The organism is Patescibacteria group bacterium (assembly GCA_020148145.1).
In the GTDB taxonomy this organism is placed as follows: domain Bacteria; phylum Patescibacteriota; class Minisyncoccia; order Minisyncoccales; family JAHCRE01; genus JAHCRE01.
Window position 1 is genome coordinate 215,144 of record JAHCRE010000016.1, and the last position, 17,001, is coordinate 232,144.

The following is a 17,001-nucleotide window of genomic DNA, read 5'->3' on the forward strand; positions in this document are numbered from 1 at the left end:
AAATTAATTATTAAGGATTAAGGTGTTTTGTTTACAGATTTGGGCGTAATAGAAAGCTGAGGGACGAGGCTTACGTTCCAGGGTCCTGTAATCGATTTCAATTAAGCCAAATTTTGGTTCAAAACCTTTTTCCCACTCAAAATTATCCATTAAAGACCAGTGAAAATAGCCCCGAACATCAATCCCTTCAGAAATCGCTCTATGAATCCAATATAAATGATCCCTAATAAAATCTTTCCTTAATCTATCTTCAGCATCGGCTAAGCCATTTTCAGTAATATAAATCGGGAGATTGTATTTTTTCAATTCTTTTAGAACATGATAAATTCCTTGAGGATAAATCTGCCAACCAATGTCACTCAGTTTTATTTCACCTCTAGACTTGTTTGGAAATGAAATTCCGACTCTTTCCCGAGAATAATAATTTAAACCAATAAAATCTAAATGGTTTTTGATTCTATTCAAGAAAAAATAACTCCAAAAATAACGATAAATTATAGCGTTGAATATGTCTAAAGGAGATTTAGGATTAAATGGTTGGAAATAATTATTATTTTTAGCTATCCCCATCCGAATATTCCTTTTTGATTTATGAAAAACTTCATAAACTTTCTTATGGCAGGCAATTTGATTCCTCACTACTTTTAAAAACAATATTGGATTTTTTTTCTTCGGGGGCCCGCCCTTAGGGCGAGGCTCGCCTTTTGGCAGTAAGCCAAAAGGTGGCCACCTTCCCTCCCAATAAGAAAGAGAAGTATAAACTAAGGGTTCATTAATTGTTATCCAAAAATCAACTAAATCACGGTACTCATCAAAGACTCTTTTGGCAAATCTTGAGAAATGAAAAATGATTTTTGAGTTAGTCCAGCCTCCAATCCTTGCAAGCCACAGGGGATTGGTAAAATGATGTAAAGTTACCATTGTCTTGATATTCCTTTCTCTCAAGGCGAACAAAACTTTTTTGTAATGTTCAATTTCTTTTTTATTAAATTTCCCTTCTCTCGGTTCAACTCTTGACCACTCAATTGAAAAACGATAGGCATTCTGATTTAATTTTTTTATCAAATCAAAATCTTTTTCGTAAAGATTATAATGATCGCAGGCTCGGCCTGCCGGAAAATCTTTTGACCAATCACTATTTTCAATTCCACCTTCAACTTGATAGGCAGAAGTGGCTGTTGCCCAGAGAAAATTTTGGGGGAATTTTAGAATCTCTGTCATTGTATCTATAATACCACATTCAATAATTTAAAAACTTTAGTTTTTGTTTCTGATTCAATCTGAAGGCAAAATAGCCTAAAATCAAATAAGAAATAAGAACAAAAATCCAGTGGACATTTTCTAAAGTCAAAGAGGTCCAAGGAATTTTGGAAAACCAATCTATTATTTTTAAAATGTAAGTTACCAGAAGCCAGGCTGGCCAGGAAAGAACTTGAGCAAATTTCTGCCAGAAGATCCCAAAAAAAGAAAAAATAAATCCCAAAACAGTAATTTGAGGTATTAAAGGTAAAATTAAAATATTTGATAAGGGGGAAGTTATTGGAATTTTACCAAAACTGTAAATCAAAATTGGTAAGGTAAAAAGTTGGGCGGATAGGGTTGCAGCTAAATTATTTCTTAATTGGAGGAAATTCGGAATTTTTTTAAAAAAATCTAAGAAAATTGGTTGAAGATAAATTAAGCCCATTATTGCCAAAAAAGATAACTGAAATCCAACGTCTAACCTTAAAAGCAGGGGGTTTTGAACTAACATAATTGTTGCTGCTATCACTATTGCCCGAGAAGCTGAAGATAATCTTCCAAAATGTTGGGCTATTAATAAAAGACCGGCCATAATTCCTGCCCTAACTACTGAAGAAGGAGCACCAATCATTAAAATATAAAGAATTATTAAAATTATTGAAAAATAAAAAGCCTGCGATCTCCAAAGGCCGATTACTAAAAGAAAATTTAATAAAATAGCTGAAATTATCGTAATGTTCATTCCTGAAACTGCTGTAATGTGGCGAGTACCAGTTGAATTTAATTTTTCTTTCCAATCTTCAGAAATGTTTCCTTCGTCGCCAAAAAATAAGGCCTCAAAAATTGCAGATTGAGGCTCCGGCATTACTTTATTTAAACTCTCTTTCAATTTATTTTTGAAAGAAATTAAAGACTTTTGTAAAAAATTTCCCTGATTTTTGGCAATTAATTCAATTTCTGGGAAATAAATTACTGCCAAAATACCATCTTTGGCTAAATAGTCTCTGTAGTTAAAACTTTCAAATACTGCCGGGGCTTTTAATAAACCTCTAATTTTAATTTTGTCTCCGTATTGATATTCTGGATATTTTCCAGCAGTTACTAAGACCTTACCTATATCTGGCGGAGAACTGTTCTCCGCTATTGTTTTTTCTATTTTGATTGTTAATTTTGTGCTTTTTTCTCTTGTATCAGGTTCTTTTTCAATTAAACCAATTAAGGTAACTTCTTTCCCAATAAAATTTTTAATTGGTGAATTCTCAATTTTTGATAAAACTCCTTGGTGTCGCCAAATTCCAAAAACAAAGAATAAAATACAAAAGCCTAAAACTACCAGTCTTTTATATTTCCAAAAGACTGAAATTAATAAAATTCCCAAAATTAAAAGGCTCAGCAAAATTAGCTGAGGTATAAATAAGATTGAATTAAGAAAAATCCCCCCAATAGAAGATAAACAAAAATAAAGAAGTATCTTAGATTTTGTCATAACAAAATCTTACCTTACTTGGCAAACTTCAAAAAAGGGGGCTATGGTATTGCAAATCTTAATTATTTTTTCTTGAGAGTAGGGCTTTATTTTCTCGAATTTCGGGTCGATGGTCTTTTCTGGTCTAAAATTTTGCAAAAAATATTTTCTGGCTGGTTTAATCCATTTAAAAATTTTTAAGATATCTTCTTTTTTATGGAGAGCAGGAACTACTGTTGTTCTAAATTCATAATCTACTTTTCCTTCTTTTAAAATCTCAATGCTTTTTTCAATATTTTTAATATTCACTTTCCCTCCAGCAACTTTATTGTACTTTTCTTTTGGGGCCTTAACATCCATAGCCACATAATCAATCAACCCTTTATTTATTAGGTTTTTCAATATTCTGGGATTTGAACCATTAGTATCAAGTTTAACAAGATAACCTAACTTTTTTATTTTTTTTATAAAGTTTGGTAATTCTTTATTAATGGTCGGCTCACCACCACAAATAACAACCCCTTCAAGTAAGCTTTTTCTCTCTTTCAAAAATTTAAAAAATTCTTTTTGAGAAATTCCCGGTTGTTTTTTAATTTTCTCTGGCAAAACCAATTCCGAGGAATAGCACCAGGGACATTTAAAATCACATCCGGTTAAAAAAACGGTGCAAGAAATTTTGCCCGGATAGTCTATCAAAGTTAGCTTTTGAAGACCACCTATTTCCATAAAATTATTTTACTACTACTGCTTTTGATAATTTAAATTTCTTTCTTTGTTTAAATTCTTGTTTTTTGCCAAGGTTCCATTGCTGGACTGGCCTTAAATAACCAACGACTCTTGAATAAACCTCACAGGGTTGCTTAATTGTACACCTTGGACAGAAAAATTTCTCTCCTTCTAAATAGCCATGGACAGGACAAATGGAAAAAGTAGGAGTTAAAGTAATATAGGGTAATTGAAATTTTTCAAATATTTTTTTAATCAAGTTTTTAACCGTTTGAATGTCAGAGACCCTTTCACCCAAAAAGAGGTGTAAAACCGTGCCCCCACTGTACTTACATTGTAATTCATTTTGAAGTTTCAAAGCCTCGAAAATGTCATTGGTGTAGTTAACTGGTAACTGGGAACTATTAGTATAATATGGAGTTTTTTTTACTCCAGCAGTAATTATATCTGGATATTTTTCTTTATCTTTTAAGGCTAAACGATAGGCAGTTGATTCTGCCGGAGTAGCCTCTAAGTTATATAAATTTTCAGTTTCTTTTTGATATTTAACCAGTCTTTTTCTCATAAAATCTAAAACTTCAATTGCAAATCTTCTTCCTCGGCGAGAACCAGTATTTTCCCCAATAAAATTCAAAAGAGCCTCATTCATTCCAACTAAGCCGATAGTTGAAAAGTGGTTTCCATAATATTGATTCCTCATTTTTTTAGTAGATTGCAGGTAATAACGGGAGTAAGGATAAAGACCTTTTTCCATAAAGTTTTCCAAGGTCTTTCTTTTGATTTCCAAACTTTCTTTGGCTAAATCCATAATTTTTGTTAATCTCTCAAAAAATTCCTTTTTGGTCTTGGATAAATAACCTATTCTAGAAAGATTAATAGTCACTACCCCAATACTGCCGGTTAAAGCCCCACTTCCAAATAGTCCTCCTCCGCCCCGGTTATAAAGTTCACGTTTGTCGAGACGAAGTCGGCAACACATTGAGCGAGTGTCCTCTGGTTTCATTTCAGAATTAATATAATTTGCGAAATAATTTATTCCATATTTCGCCGAGGCTTCAAAAAGAGAATCCAAGGCCGGATTATCCCAATCGAAATCTCTGGTGATATTGACAGTTGGAATTGGGAAATGGAAGGGTCTTCCCTTAGCATCACCCTCCATCATACATTCGTAAAGGGCCTGATTTAGCATATCTATTTCTTCTTGAAATTCACCGTAAGTTTCTTCCTGAGGTTTTCCACCAATAATGACCGGCTGTTTAGCAAAATTTGCTGAAGGCTTAACGTCAACAGTTATATTAGTAAAAGGACATTGAAAACCCACCCGGGTGGGAATGGCACAGTTATATAAAAACTCCTGAAGCTTTTGCTTCACCTGACGGTAGTTTAATCTATCATATCGGATAAAAGGAGCAAGCAATGTAGAGAATTCACTTACAGCTTGGGCACCTGCTGATTCGCCTTGTAAAGTATAAAAGAAATTTACCAGCTGCCCTAAGGCTGTTCCAAAATGTTTGGGAGGCCTTGCTTCTACTTTAGTTGGTACTCCACTAAAACCTTTTAATAATAAATCATAAAGATCCCAACCGTTGCAGTAGGTTGCCAAAGTATCTAAGTTATGAATATGAAAATCGCCCGACTCTAATGCCTTCCTGATTTCTTCTGGATAAATTTTGTTTAGCCAATATTTTTTAATAATCATCGAAACCCCATAATGATTCAGGCCTTGCAAAGAATAGGCCATATTAGCGTTTTCATGAACCTGCCAATCTATTTCCCCAATATATTGATCGAGTCTTTCTACTGTCTCCTCAGTTATCGTCACTGCCTCTCTTATCCTTCTTCTTTGCTCTCGATATAAAATAAAGGCCTTGGCAGTTTCTACCAGGCCTTCTAAAATTAAAACCTCTTCAACAATATCCTGGATTTGCTCAACATGAGGAATTTCCTCTTTTTTAAATCTCCGATTTAAAATTTTAACTACTTTATTGGAAAGTTTTTTTGCTCTTTTTCCATCGCCTTTACCGGTAGCCGTTAAAGCCTTGAAAAGGACATCAATAATCCGTGTCTCATTAAAATCAACAGTTGTCCCATCCCTCCTTTGAACTTTTGTAATCTTATTTCCGAACATGGTGAGAAATCAAGGTTCTTGCTAGAGGCAAGGTTCTTATTTTTCAGTACATTTATATGATAAAAAATCTTTGTTTTAAAAGATTATTTCATTTTATGCTAATAAAAAAAGCTCGTCAATCAAAAGCTAAGGCTAAAATCTGTGGAAAACTCATCGGGTCGAATGACCCGATGCCCAGTCGGATAACTGGGTATTTTTTAGAACCCAGTAGCAATAACTGTTACTTTTACTTCTCCTTTTCTTAGTTTTTCATTCTGAACTGCTCCAAAAATTACTTTAGCCCCAGGGGAAATTTCCTGGGTAATGATCTTGGCCACTTCGTCTATCTCAGAAAGGCTAATATCTCGACCCCCTGAGACATTAAATAAAATTCCCTTTGCTCCTTTACAAGATTTATCAAGTAAAGGAGAATTAATGGCTCTCAAAACTGCCTCTTGAGCCCGTTTTTTCCCCCGAGCCCTTCCTATTCCGAAGAGGGCGGAGCCAGAATTTTCCATGATTTCTTTAACATCGGCGAAATCAACATTAATAATTCCGGGAAGTAAAATTAAATCAGAAATTGCCTGAACAGCTTGTCTTAAAATCTCATCGCAAGTCCAAAAAGCTGAGACTAGAGGTATTTCGGGGTCTAAAATTGAAAGTAGTTTATCATTAGAAATGGAAATTAAGCTATCGACTTTTTCTTTTAGTATCAGAACTCCTTGCTCGGCAATCTTCTGTCTCACTTTCCCTTCAAAAGAAAATGGTTTGGTCACTATGGCCACTGTCAAGGCTCCAAGATCCTTTGCTATTTTGGCAACAATCGGGGAAGCGCCTGTACAAGTTCCACCGCCCAGACCCCCGGTAACAAAAACCATGTCTGAATCTTTTAAAATTTTAGAAATCTCCTCTTTTTGTTCCTCAGCCGCCGCTCTACCAATCTCTGGATTCATCCCTGCACCTAGCCCTCTGGTCAAATCTTTACCAATTCGAAGTTTAAAGTGGGCTCGAGTTTTTCTAAGATCCTGGGCATCAGTATTTATAGCAATTAAATCTACTCCCCGAATTTTACACTTCATCATTCGGGATATGGCATTTGAGCCTGAGCCACCTACCCCTATAACTTTTATTTTTGTAAGACTTTTTTTCATGGTATAAAAATTTTAAATATTTTCTTTAATTTAGAAATGATACCTTTTCCGAAACTAAAAGAAGGCCCTTCGCTTTCCAGATCAGCTCCCAGAAGAACTAAACCACAGACAACAGATAATGCGGGGTCCTCTTGGGAAGGAAAAAATCCCTGGGGTGTCCCAATCCGAGCAGGTAATTTTAATTCTTTTTTGGCCAAATCAACAATTTTTGGCAATTTCGCCCCTCCACCGGTTAAAACCACCCCTCCGGGAAGAAGTTCTTTACGAGCAATTTTCTTTAATTCTTTGTTAATTTCTCCAAAAATTTCAGAAACTCTAGCTTCAATAATTCCTACAAGCATTTTTTTGGAAAAGATTAACGGCTCCTTTTCTGATATTACTTCAATCTTTTCTTTTCTCCGAGGAAAGGTTTTTTTAGTAGTTTTTTTTAAAAGACAGGAGCCAAATTCTAACTTTATTCCTTCGGCTGTATCGATATCGGTTTTTAAACCAATAGCAATATCATTGGTAATATGAGCAGATCCAATTGGAAGAATGGTGGTATGAATTAAATCTCCTTCTTCAAATACAGCCAGCCCAGTTGTTCCCGCTCCAATATCCAAAAGAGCCACCCCTAATTCTTTTTCTCGAGAAGTCAGGACTGCTCTGGCGCTAGCTAAGGGAGACAAAACTAAATCATCGATTTGAAAACCAGAATTTAAAACTGCCTTGGTTAAATTTTTTAGATAAGGAGAGAAGCCACAAAGAACTAAAACCTCGGTCTCCAGTCTTACCCCTTCCATTCCCAAAGGTTCTTTTATTCCTTTTTCTCCATTAATAATAAATCCTTTAGGAAAAACGTCTAAAATTTCTCGATTCGAAGGCAAGGAAAGGGTCTGGGCAGCTTGAATTACTCTTTCAATGTCCTCTTGGGAAATTTTTTGATCAGCCCGAGAGACAGAAACAAGACCATGGGAAGAAGTAAGAGAAATATGGCTTCCCCCAATATTGGCATAGACTGAATTTATTTTTTTATTAGAAATCTCCTCAACTTTTTTAAAAACCAAAGGGATAATTCTCGCCACCTTTTCAATACCAATCACCACTCCTTTTCTAACTCCAGCCGAAATTTCCTCGGCCTTTCCTAAAACCTCAAGATTTTCTTCTCCAGATTTCTTTTGGGCAACTAAGGTTTTTATTTTTCCTGTCCCAATATCTAAGCCAGTTAGAAGATATGTCTTTGGCATATTCCTTCGCCGCGTCAGGCGTGGCTCAATTAAATTAAAATTTAATAAATTTTCAAAAGTTTAAGATAGTACTTTTGCTTCTTTTCCGTTTTCTCAGCTTCTTTTTTACTCTTTTCATGATTATACCCTAAAAGATGTAAAATTCCATGGATTAAACAGGTAGATAATTCCTTTTTAAAATTTGAGCCAAATCTTTTAGCATTTTTTTTAACTTCTTTAAGACAAATAATTATCTCTCCTAACGGATTTGCAATTGGTTGAATGAATTTCTTTTTTAATTTTTTCTCAGGAAAAGATAGGACATCTGTTGTTCGATTTTCCCCTCGATATTCCTGATTTATTTTTTTTATTCTTCCCTGACCAACTAAGGCAATCGATAAATAATAATTTTTCTGACCTTCAGTTTCTAAAACTTTTTTGGTGACTTTCTTTAAAAAATTTTTGTTAATCGGAGTTAAAGTTAAATTATTAATCTCAATCATGTCTCAATTTATTTAATTTAGCACATTTTTCAGGATTGGTAAATTCTTTTCTGCTTTTTGGGCTTATTTTGAAATGATTTAATATTAAACCGACAAAAAACTAAAAACCAGGCTAAAGCCTGGTTTTTAGTAACGAAATCTTTAAAAAACTTCAATTCGTTTTAAGAAAGGTATGTTATTTTTTTAATTTTATAAACTATCTTTATTGGTGAAGAAACAATAACCTCCTCCCCCACTCTATGACCCAAAAGTGTCCTACCAACTGGAGACTCATTGCTAATTTTTCCAAGAGAAGGATTGGCTTCTAGGGGGCCAACAATTTTGAATTTATCGGTCCGGCCATCTACTTCAACTAAAACCGTTGCCCCTAAATTAACAACGCCTTGCTTTCCTTTTGGAGGAGTTTTAATTAACTTAAAATTTTTGAAAATGTTTTCTAATTCAACTATTCTGGACTCTAAAAAACTTAAATTTTCCCAAAAAGAAAAATATTCAGGGTTAAAATCCTCAGATTTTAAAAATTTCGGAGATTCCCCTTTAATTTTTAAAAGTCTAAGTTTTTTCAAGTCTCGATATTCTTTTTCTAATTTTTTCAATCCCTCTTTAGTTAGATAGAAATTTTTTTCTTCCATATTCTATTTAAGGCAAGAACCTCCCGGGTCGGGAGGTTCAGTGGTTTGCTAATATTTTTTTAATCTTTAATCTCTTCTTTTTTTACTACTAAACCTCCCAGCCAATTCTTTTTTTGTAGTGGTAATGGAAAAAATCCTCCCACCTGAGATCCAGCTGGTTAAATAGTTTAGAAGATCGATTTTCTTTATTTTCTTTATCATTTTCCAAAATTCTTTATTCAATTCTTCCTCTAAGTTAATAATAACTTACCAAAAACTCTTGTCAAGTCTCTTTCCATTTTTCTAACAATTCTTTAACAATTTTAGAAACTTTGCTTCCCTCTGCTCTTCCTTTAATCTTTGGCATTAAAACTCCCATCACTTTTCCCATATCTCTAATGCCAACTTTTTCCCGCTCCGAAGGAGCGCCCGCTTCGCCTTGCGTTGAGCGAGGCGAGAGGCTCGCCTGTAGGGCGGCAATAATCTTCCCTGCCATATTTTTAATCTCTTTCTCTGATAGTTGTTCTGGTAAATATTTTTGCAAAACCCCAATCTCTTTTTTTTCTTTCTCTACCAAATCTGACCTTTTTCCTTTTTCAAATTCAAAAATCGCTTCTTTTCTTTTTTTGATTTCAGAAGAAATCACCTCAATTATCTCCTCATTGGTTAATTTGCTTTCTTCAATCAATTCTTCTTCAGTTAATTCTTTTTCTTCTTTTGTCAGCTTATATCTCTTTTCTTTTTCTCTATTAATTATCGCCGCATTTAACATTCTCAATGTCCCAACCGTTATATTTCTTTTCTCTTTTAGAGTCTTTTTTAAATCAATTTGAATTTTTTCTCTCAAATTCATACAGTTTACTTTTTTAATTTACCCAGCTTTTTTAATCTTTTATATTCTTTTTTTAATTCCTCTTTTCTTAAGGCTGCTCTTTTTTTAGCCTGCTCAGATTTTTCCCTTTTCTTAAATCTTACTTTTCTTGCCTGACGCAAAATCCCGCTTTTTTTCACTCTTCTCGAAAAGCGGCGAATTAAACTGATAGAAGTTTCTCTCTTTTTTTTTCTTGCTTCTAAAGGCATAGTGGTGATGCAAAGCGAAGTCGTTCCGCTTTTTAAAAACCCTGGGACGGGAGTTTCCGCAGAGCTAAGAACTCTCGCGTCCCTTCGGTTTTTAATATTTTCCTACACGGGGAAACCGGAAGGTTCTCCAGACGGGGCTTTCCGACTCAACCCGCTTCGCAGGTTTCGCGGAGAAGCCTCGCGTCTTGACCGACCCCTCTCCGATTTGGGTTGTTATATTATTTTATGGCATTCCTGGGATATCCCTCTCTTTAGCAGTTTTCCATCCAGCTAGTAAGTGTAAATGAAGATGATCTATTAATTGTCCCCCTTTTTTGCCAACATTAATTATTAATTTATATCCATCTAAATTTTTCTCCTTGGCTATTTTTCGAGCAACTAAAAAAATTTCTCCAATTAATTCTTTATCTCCAAATTTCAAGTGATCTACTGAAGGAATATGTTTTTTTGGCAAAATCAAAAGATGAAAAGGAGCCTTTGGATGAATGTCTTTAAGGGCTATAACTTTCTCATTTTCATAGAGAATCTCAGACGGTACTTTTTTATTAATAATTTTACAAAAAAGACACTCCATACTACTTTTTGAGTTTCTTTTTCATTTTTTCCACCACTTTTTCTAATTTTACTAATTCTTGCCTACCTGTTTCCATTGTTCTTATAATAATTGTTCCTTCCAGAGCCTCTTTTTGGCCAAGAATCAAAGTGTATTTTACTCCCATTTTATCAGCCCTGGATAGTTGGGCTTTTAAAGAATCTCTACCAAAAGATTCAGTAACTTCAACTTTAGCCTTTCTAAAATCTTCAAAAATCTTTAAACTCTTTCTTTTGGCTAAAAGGCCTAATTGGGCCAAAAAGATTTTAGGTTTAGAAGATAAAGGAAGTTTCGTCTTTTTTATCTTCATTAAATTTATAATTCTTTCAACTCCAGCCGCTCCCCCACAGGCAGGAGCCTCCTTTCCGCCCAAAATCTTAACTAAAGCATCATATCTCCCACCCCCAATTAATGCTCCTTGGATTCTGCCTTCTTCACTATTTTCAGAAATTTCAAAAACAGTTTTAGTATAATAATCAAGGCCTCGAACTAAATAAGGGTTTAATTGATAAGGTAATCCCAACTCATCTAAAAACTCCAAAACTTCTCTAAAATGGGAATGGCATTCATTACAGAGATGATCGATTATTTGAGGGGCTTGAGATTTAATTGGCTGACACTTTTCTTCCTTACAATCTAAAATTCTCAGAGGACTCTCCCTGAGACGGCGTCGGCAGTTAGAACATAAACTGACTTCTCTTGATCTCAGATAGCTTACCAAAAGTTTTTTATAATAAGGTCGACATTGAGAATCTCCAATACTATTTACTTCAACTATTAAATTTTTGAATTTAAGATTTTTTAAAATATTATAGAAAATTTGAATAATCTGGGCATCAATTACTGGATTTTCTTCACCCAAAACCTCAAAGCCAAATGAATGAAACTGCCGAAGCCTCCCAGCTTGTGGTTTTTCATAGCGAAAAAAGGGACCAAAATACCAGAGCTTCACTGGTTGGGGAAGATTTTGCATTCCCTGTTCAATATAGGCTCGGACTACCGGGGCTGTTCCTTCTGGTCTCAAAGCCAAATAGTCTCCCCCTCTAGTTCTCAAAGTATACATTTGCTTCTGGACAATATCAGTGGAGATGCCTACTCCTTTTGAAAAAAGTTCTCTCTCTTCAAGAATTGGAGTATCTATTTTTTCAAATCTATAGAAATTAGCAATATTTTCAACTACACTATAAATCTTTCGAAAATATCTCTGCTCAGTTAATAAAATGTCATGCATTCCGGTTGGAGCCTTAAATTTTGGTTTTCTAGGTTTTTTTGGATTTTTTTCCATAATTAAATTTAGGGGGTTTCATAGACTGGCGTTTCAATCTTAGCCAAGGCAGTAAATGGCCAGGCCCGAAAGAATACTAGACCAACAATATTTTTCTTTGGTAAGGCCCCCCAACTCCTTGAATCAGAAGAAACATCTCGATTATCCCCTAAAACAAAGAATTCTCCTTTGGCTAAAGAAATTTGAGCATTTCCTTTAGTTTTTAAAAATTTGGGAAGATAACTCGATTCATCTAATATCTCGGTTATACCATTTTTCGATATTTTAACCTTTCCCTCTTTTATCTCTACCGTCTCTCCGGGAAGCCCAATGACTCTTTTGATAAAGCGCTGGGAGGGACTATTAGGAGATTTAAAAACTATCACCTCTCCTCTTTCAGGTGTTCTAAATCGATAAGAAATTTCATCAATAATTAAGTAATCGCCATTTTCAAAATTTGGTTCCATTGATTGTCCTTTAACTAAAAAGGGTTGAAATAAAAAATAACGAATAGGAACAACGATTAACAAGGCGATAATAACAATTTTGACAATTTCCCAAAGAAAAATAAGAAAATTTTTCAACTTTTTCATATTTTTTAATTATAGCATTAATTATAGCAAAATTTTTTATTTTGGCAATCTTTTTATATAATTAAGGAATGACTTTAATTATCGGCCTCGGTAACCCCGGGGAGAAATACGCTAAGACTCGACATAGTCTTGGTTTTCGAATTGTTGATAAATTTAGAATGAGAAAAAAATTTTCCAGTTTTAAATTTTCAAAAAAAATTAATTCTCTAATTTCAAGGGGTAAATTTAATAAGAAAAAAATTATTTTGGTTAAACCCCAGACTTTCATGAATAAATCAGGAAAAGCAGTAAAATTTTTAATTAAAAATTTAAAATTGAAAACTAGAAATCTTTTTGTAGTGCACGATGACATCGATTTGCCCTTAGGAGAAACTAAAATTTCAATTGGCCGAGGCTCAGCCGGCCATAAAGGAGTTCAGTCGATAATTGACGAATTAGGTAGTAAAAATTTTGTTCGTTTCCGAATCGGAATAAAACCTAAACCCTATACCCTAACCCCTAAAACCCTAGAGAGTTTTGTTCTTAAAAAATTTAATAAAAAAGAGGAAAGAATTTTAAGAAAAGTTATTAAAAAAACAGTTGAAGCAATTGAAGTAGCCTTGAAAGAAGGAGTAGGAAAAGCAATGAATGAATTTAATAAACCCCGTCTGACGGGGTAAATAAAAAAGTCGAGTAAGATTTTTCTCACTCGACAAAAAAATGGGAGAAATGGAGGTTTTATCGCATTTTGATCCCCTATGCATTTCGTTTAAGATTATTTATAACCTCTTGGCTTTTTTTCTTCGCTTCTTCAGTCACTACTATTCCTGCTTCATAAAATGCTTGTCTTAATCTTAAATTCCATTCTCTCGGAACATCCGCTCTACTGCATAATTCTGCCAAAGTCTCTAAATGACGTTTAGGGTCCTCTTTTAATAATTCAATTGCAACTCTATGTATTGATCTTTTTTCCTCAGGCATTTTCCATCACTCCTTTTTCGATTTTAAGAGAGCGTTTTGCCCTCCAGTCTATCTGCGAGCACTATGATTAATAAAGATTACTTCACAACCATAGAACTTTTGGCTCATTAGGTTTAAGGAGGGATTACCTAGTTTTCACCTATTAAAATTTTAAGAAAATTTTAATAGGTGGAGCCACTCGCAGATAGGCTGGAAGGTCGCTCCGCTCTCGAGGGGCCCGCCTGCGGGAGGGTGGCGGGAGGGTTGTAGTCTCGCCTTCGGCTCGAGCGCTCAGCCTTCGGCTTTGCTTCGCCTCGCTCCTTAAAACCTTGCGGTTTTAATCTTTCCACCCTGGGGAAATACCCAGTTTCCCCATCGCTCTTTCTGAATTTTTGTTTCCCAAAAATTTAAAAACTCTCTGCAACTTTATATTATAGTTTATTAAAATTAATTTGTCAAGTTCTACGCTTAATTTATCTGATAGTAAGTAGGTCAAAGTAGGCCAAGGTAGGTCAAGATGCCAAAAGAAAAAAAGAAGAAAATCTAAACTCGGCCCTGATTGTCAGTGTTATCCCCTACTTTTTGGAAAGGGATAATTTGTCGCTCCGCTTCCTCTCGCCTTCAGCTCGAGCGCTCCTTCGGAGCTTCGCTCCGCTCCCCAGACACCTCTCGGTTTCTGGCGGCCGCTTCGCTTCCTGTTTTCCTACACGGGCCCCCACCTTCGCCCGCCGCCCTCCCGCAAGCGGGCCCCTCGCCCAGTTTTCCCGACCCCTTTTCTGAAAATTTGGCTTATTAAATTATGGGAAAAACTCTTATTCAAGATAAAATTGATAAAATTTTAATCGTTAGTATTTTGCCTTATTTTATTGATAAGCCAAATTTTTGGTTTGAGAAAAATTTAAAAAAAATTTTAGAGGCCAAGAAAACTCAGTCTTTTTTTGAAGACAATACCTTGTATTTTCAAAAAAACCAAATTTATAATTTTTCTCAATTTTTAAGAAAATTGGATGAAATGGGCTATGAGAAAGTCCAAAAAATTTCAGAACCAGGAGAATTTTCCCAGCAAGGAGGAATAATCGATATTTTTCCTATAAATTTAAATTCCGCTTTAAGAATTGATTTCTATGGGAATCAAATTGAAAATATTGAAAAATTACCAGTTGAAATCAGTGATGAAAAAGAGGTTAAAAAAAGATTAAAAAGAAAACTCAAATATCAAAAAATCTATTCTCAATTGAGCCACTTAAAACCAGGTGATTTTTTAGTCCATCTCGATCACGGAATAGGAATTTACAAACAAAAAATAATTTATGATAAGAGAAAATATTATCTCCTTGAATATGCAGCTGGTGACAGATTATATGTGCCCTTCGGCCTAGAGAGAAAACTTTCTAGGTATATTGGGTTTTTGCAGCCAAAAATTTCAAGATTGGGTAGCCCCCTCTGGCAAAGGACAAAAAGAAAAGTAAGAGAGGAGGCAATTAAACTAGCTAAAGAGCTCCTGGAAATTTATGCTAAGAGAAAAATCGCCACTCGGCCTCCTTATCTGCCAGTTGATGAAATAGATTTCCAGTTAGCCTCCGGTTTCCAATATATTGAGACTCCAGATCAAATTCAGGCAATTGAAGAAATAAAAAAAGATTTAGAAAAGGAAAAGCCAATGGACAAATTAATCTGTGGTGATGTTGGTTTTGGAAAAACTGAGGTAGCTTTAAGAACGGCTGTTTCCGCAGTAAATTCTGGCTATCAGGTGGCAATGATTTGTCCAACCACAATTTTAGCCAACCAACATTTTCAAAATTTCAAAAAAAGATTGAAAAATCTTCCGATTAAAATTGGCTCACTGTCTCGGCTGCAATCCAAGAAAGAACAGAAAGAAGTAATTAAAGGTTTAAAAGAAGGTAAGATTGATATTGTAATTGGTACTCATAGGCTTCTTTCAAAAGACGTTGAATTTTCCACCTCCGCCGAAGGCTACGGCGGAAAAAACCTTGGATTATTAATTATTGATGACGAGCAGAGATTTGGAGTTTTGCAAAAGGAAAAATTGAAAAAACTGAGAGCTTCTTTAGATATCTTATCTCTTTCTGCCACCCCTATTCCCAGAACCTTATATTTAGCTTTATCCACTCTAAAATCAATCAGTCTAATTCAGACTCCCCCGGTTGGAAGGTTACCAGTTAAAACCTTTATTTTGCCATGGTCAGAGAAAACTATTAAAGAAGCAATAAAAAAGGAAATTTCAAGGGGAGGTCAGGTATATTATTTACACAATAGAATTGAAACAATTAGGGCAGTCAAAAATCTTTTGGAAAAACTTGTTCCTGAAGCAAAAATTGGTATTGCCCATGGGAGGTTAAAAGAAAAAGATTTAGTGAAAGTAATGACTGAATTTCAAAATAAAATCATTGATGTTTTAATAGCAACAACTATAATTGAAAATGGTTTAGATTTTCCCAATGTTAATACTTTAATTGTTGCTGATGGAACGAGATTAGGTTTAGCTGAGGCTTATCAAATAAGAGGTAGAGTTGGGAGGTCTCATCAACAGGCCTTTGCCTATTTTCTCTATGGTCAAAATTTAAGAGATCGGGCGAAAATGAGGCTAACTTCTTTAAAAGAGGCAGAGGCTTTGGGGTCAGGATATAAGATTGCCTTAAAAGATTTGGAAATCCGAGGAGCAGGAAATATTCTGGGCAAAGAACAATCTGGAAATATAAATCAGGTAGGGCTGAATCTCTATTGTCAAATGTTAAGCGAAGCCATCGAAAAATTAAAATCAAAATAAAAAACCCCTGAAAATTATTATCGTTTTCAGGAGCTATTTTTATCAGCCCAGCGAAACAGGGTCATCCAAATTAGGTTCGGAAAAAGATGACAAGAAATTGAGGGAATAAGCGAGCCGCTTTCTATCACTAACCAGCTTAGAAAAACTCCAACTCCTAACTTGAAACAAAAGTCACGAAGAGAGAGTGTTTCACGAAAATGTGTGTATCCAAAGAGTACTCCATCGACAATTGTTGCAAGAATCAAAATTAGCCAAGGGAATCTCAGAAACACCATAATATATAGAGGCCCTCGGAATAGTAGTTCTTCCATTAATGTTGCTGTGATAGCTTTAAGGCCCATTCTTTACTTTTTAGCATTTCACCAAGGCGATCTCCTTTTTCGACAGCAGTCGAAGGTTTTGATTTCAATAAATTTCTATTAAGAATTACACTGATTATACCGAGAATATCCATCCCGAACATCACTGCTACGCCTATTCCTGTTAGTCTTGCCATTTTGATTAAAGAGCACCCTCTAAAAAGAACGTCGAAGATCCCTAAAGATATATAGAGACTCACTGAACCAATCAACCATTTTTTTAATCTTTCCAATTTTTTCTCTCCTGTTTTTAAAAGATACTATTTCTAAAATAATATTTTTAAATAAAAAGTCAAGTTTTTAAAAATTTGTAAATTTGAAATTTGGTGGTAAACCCCGTTAGACAAAGTCTGTCTAGCGGGGTAAACTTATTTCA

Annotated in this window: 19 protein-coding genes; 2 read left to right on the forward strand and 17 right to left on the reverse strand. The window is 34.8% G+C overall.

Going from position 1 to position 17,001, the window contains the following annotated elements; genetic code table 11:
• Positions 1–3: 3 nt before the first annotated feature.
• From KJA15_03125 to lepB, 14 genes are all read right to left on the reverse strand, one after another.
• Complete coding sequence (locus tag KJA15_03125) at positions 4–1,221, reverse strand: glycoside hydrolase family 1 protein (protein ID MBZ9572296.1); 1,218 nt, start codon at positions 1,219–1,221, stop codon at positions 4–6.
• 19 nt (positions 1,222–1,240) lie between these two features.
• The gene (locus KJA15_03130) at positions 1,241–2,728 is read right to left on the reverse strand and encodes a ComEC family competence protein (GenBank protein ID MBZ9572297.1); all 1,488 of its coding nucleotides are present in this window, start codon (positions 2,726–2,728) and stop codon (positions 1,241–1,243) included.
• Between the two features lie 9 nt (positions 2,729–2,737).
• Positions 2,738–3,433 carry an anaerobic ribonucleoside-triphosphate reductase activating protein gene (locus KJA15_03135; GenBank protein ID MBZ9572298.1) on the reverse strand — a complete coding sequence of 232 codons (696 nt, stop codon included), beginning with the start codon at positions 3,431–3,433 and terminating at the stop codon, positions 2,738–2,740.
• A 4-nt stretch (positions 3,434–3,437) separates the two neighbouring features.
• A complete protein-coding gene (locus KJA15_03140; protein MBZ9572299.1) occupies positions 3,438–5,561 on the reverse strand; it encodes a ribonucleoside triphosphate reductase in 2,124 nt (707 codons plus the stop codon).
• 197 nt (positions 5,562–5,758) lie between these two features.
• Entirely contained in the window at positions 5,759–6,691 is a 933-nt protein-coding gene (gene ftsZ, locus KJA15_03145) for a cell division protein FtsZ (protein MBZ9572300.1), read from the reverse strand.
• Complete coding sequence (ftsA, locus tag KJA15_03150; protein MBZ9572301.1) at positions 6,688–7,917, reverse strand: cell division protein FtsA; 1,230 nt, start codon at positions 7,915–7,917, stop codon at positions 6,688–6,690. Before ftsA ends, ftsZ begins: the two co-directional genes overlap by 4 nt.
• 41 nt (positions 7,918–7,958) lie before the next feature.
• The gene (gene ybeY / locus KJA15_03155; protein MBZ9572302.1) at positions 7,959–8,399 is read right to left on the reverse strand and encodes an rRNA maturation RNase YbeY; all 441 of its coding nucleotides are present in this window, start codon (positions 8,397–8,399) and stop codon (positions 7,959–7,961) included.
• A 161-nt stretch (positions 8,400–8,560) separates the two neighbouring features.
• Positions 8,561–9,031 (reverse strand): GreA/GreB family elongation factor, encoded by a 471-nt coding sequence (locus tag KJA15_03160; protein ID MBZ9572303.1) that lies wholly within the window; start codon positions 9,029–9,031, stop codon positions 8,561–8,563.
• A gap of 66 nt (positions 9,032–9,097) precedes the next feature.
• The gene (locus tag KJA15_03165; GenBank protein MBZ9572304.1) at positions 9,098–9,253 is read right to left on the reverse strand and encodes a hypothetical protein; all 156 of its coding nucleotides are present in this window, start codon (positions 9,251–9,253) and stop codon (positions 9,098–9,100) included.
• A 40-nt stretch (positions 9,254–9,293) separates the two neighbouring features.
• Positions 9,294–9,863, reverse strand: a complete 570-nt coding sequence (locus KJA15_03170; GenBank protein MBZ9572305.1) for a GatB/YqeY domain-containing protein — start codon at positions 9,861–9,863, stop codon at positions 9,294–9,296.
• A 5-nt stretch (positions 9,864–9,868) separates the two neighbouring features.
• On the reverse strand, positions 9,869–10,090 hold the full coding sequence (locus tag KJA15_03175; GenBank protein MBZ9572306.1) for a 30S ribosomal protein S21: 222 nt from the start codon (positions 10,088–10,090) through the stop codon (positions 9,869–9,871).
• A gap of 223 nt (positions 10,091–10,313) precedes the next feature.
• Positions 10,314–10,664 (reverse strand): HIT domain-containing protein, encoded by a 351-nt coding sequence (locus KJA15_03180; GenBank protein MBZ9572307.1) that lies wholly within the window; start codon positions 10,662–10,664, stop codon positions 10,314–10,316.
• Between the two features lies 1 nt (position 10,665).
• Positions 10,666–11,967: a histidine--tRNA ligase gene (hisS, locus tag KJA15_03185; GenBank protein MBZ9572308.1), complete on the reverse strand. Its 1,302-nt coding sequence runs from the start codon at positions 11,965–11,967 to the stop codon at positions 10,666–10,668.
• A gap of 8 nt (positions 11,968–11,975) precedes the next feature.
• Positions 11,976–12,539 (reverse strand): signal peptidase I, encoded by a 564-nt coding sequence (lepB, locus tag KJA15_03190; GenBank protein MBZ9572309.1) that lies wholly within the window; start codon positions 12,537–12,539, stop codon positions 11,976–11,978.
• Between the two features lie 68 nt (positions 12,540–12,607).
• On the opposite strand from lepB, the gene pth reads away from it, so the two are divergent.
• Positions 12,608–13,198, forward strand: a complete 591-nt coding sequence (gene pth, locus KJA15_03195; GenBank protein MBZ9572310.1) for an aminoacyl-tRNA hydrolase — start codon at positions 12,608–12,610, stop codon at positions 13,196–13,198.
• Between the two features lie 76 nt (positions 13,199–13,274).
• On the opposite strand, the gene KJA15_03200 is transcribed toward pth, so the two are convergent.
• A complete protein-coding gene (locus KJA15_03200) occupies positions 13,275–13,499 on the reverse strand; it encodes a hypothetical protein (protein MBZ9572311.1) in 225 nt (74 codons plus the stop codon).
• Positions 13,500–14,277: 778 nt separating this feature from the next.
• Between KJA15_03200 and KJA15_03205 the strand changes: the two genes are divergently transcribed.
• On the forward strand, positions 14,278–16,266 hold the full coding sequence (locus tag KJA15_03205) for a DEAD/DEAH box helicase (GenBank protein MBZ9572312.1): 1,989 nt from the start codon (positions 14,278–14,280) through the stop codon (positions 16,264–16,266).
• A gap of 26 nt (positions 16,267–16,292) precedes the next feature.
• On the opposite strand, the gene KJA15_03210 is transcribed toward KJA15_03205, so the two are convergent.
• Together KJA15_03210 and KJA15_03215 are read right to left on the reverse strand one after the other, a co-directional pair.
• Entirely contained in the window at positions 16,293–16,607 is a 315-nt protein-coding gene (locus KJA15_03210) for a CPBP family intramembrane metalloprotease (protein MBZ9572313.1), read from the reverse strand.
• A complete protein-coding gene (locus KJA15_03215; GenBank protein MBZ9572314.1) occupies positions 16,577–16,762 on the reverse strand; it encodes a hypothetical protein in 186 nt (61 codons plus the stop codon). Before KJA15_03215 ends, KJA15_03210 begins: the two co-directional genes overlap by 31 nt.
• Positions 16,763–17,001: the final 239 nt, after the last annotated feature.

Bases quoted from the DNA above. Each gene is read 5' to 3' on its own strand.
- pth (MBZ9572310.1), top strand. From the start codon at position 12,608: ATGACTTTAATTATCGGCCTCGGTAACCCCGGGGAGAAATACGCTAAG.
- ftsA (MBZ9572301.1), bottom strand. From the start codon at position 7,917: ATGCCAAAGACATATCTTCTAACTGGCTTAGATATTGGGACAGGAAAA.
- ftsZ (MBZ9572300.1), bottom strand. From the start codon at position 6,691: ATGAAAAAAAGTCTTACAAAAATAAAAGTTATAGGGGTAGGTGGCTCA.
- KJA15_03200 (MBZ9572311.1), bottom strand. From the start codon at position 13,499: ATGCCTGAGGAAAAAAGATCAATACATAGAGTTGCAATTGAATTATTA.
- lepB (MBZ9572309.1), bottom strand. From the start codon at position 12,539: ATGAAAAAGTTGAAAAATTTTCTTATTTTTCTTTGGGAAATTGTCAAA.
- KJA15_03205 (MBZ9572312.1), top strand. From the start codon at position 14,278: ATGGGAAAAACTCTTATTCAAGATAAAATTGATAAAATTTTAATCGTT.
- KJA15_03160 (MBZ9572303.1), bottom strand. From the start codon at position 9,031: ATGGAAGAAAAAAATTTCTATCTAACTAAAGAGGGATTGAAAAAATTA.
- KJA15_03175 (MBZ9572306.1), bottom strand. From the start codon at position 10,090: ATGCCTTTAGAAGCAAGAAAAAAAAAGAGAGAAACTTCTATCAGTTTA.
- KJA15_03135 (MBZ9572298.1), bottom strand. From the start codon at position 3,433: ATGGAAATAGGTGGTCTTCAAAAGCTAACTTTGATAGACTATCCGGGC.
- KJA15_03140 (MBZ9572299.1), bottom strand. From the start codon at position 5,561: ATGTTCGGAAATAAGATTACAAAAGTTCAAAGGAGGGATGGGACAACT.
- KJA15_03170 (MBZ9572305.1), bottom strand. From the start codon at position 9,863: ATGAATTTGAGAGAAAAAATTCAAATTGATTTAAAAAAGACTCTAAAA.
- KJA15_03210 (MBZ9572313.1), bottom strand. From the start codon at position 16,607: ATGGGCCTTAAAGCTATCACAGCAACATTAATGGAAGAACTACTATTC.
- KJA15_03180 (MBZ9572307.1), bottom strand. From the start codon at position 10,664: ATGGAGTGTCTTTTTTGTAAAATTATTAATAAAAAAGTACCGTCTGAG.
- KJA15_03125 (MBZ9572296.1), bottom strand. From the start codon at position 1,221: ATGACAGAGATTCTAAAATTCCCCCAAAATTTTCTCTGGGCAACAGCC.
- KJA15_03215 (MBZ9572314.1), bottom strand. From the start codon at position 16,762: ATGGCAAGACTAACAGGAATAGGCGTAGCAGTGATGTTCGGGATGGAT.
- ybeY (MBZ9572302.1), bottom strand. From the start codon at position 8,399: ATGATTGAGATTAATAATTTAACTTTAACTCCGATTAACAAAAATTTT.
- KJA15_03130 (MBZ9572297.1), bottom strand. From the start codon at position 2,728: ATGACAAAATCTAAGATACTTCTTTATTTTTGTTTATCTTCTATTGGG.
- hisS (MBZ9572308.1), bottom strand. From the start codon at position 11,967: ATGGAAAAAAATCCAAAAAAACCTAGAAAACCAAAATTTAAGGCTCCA.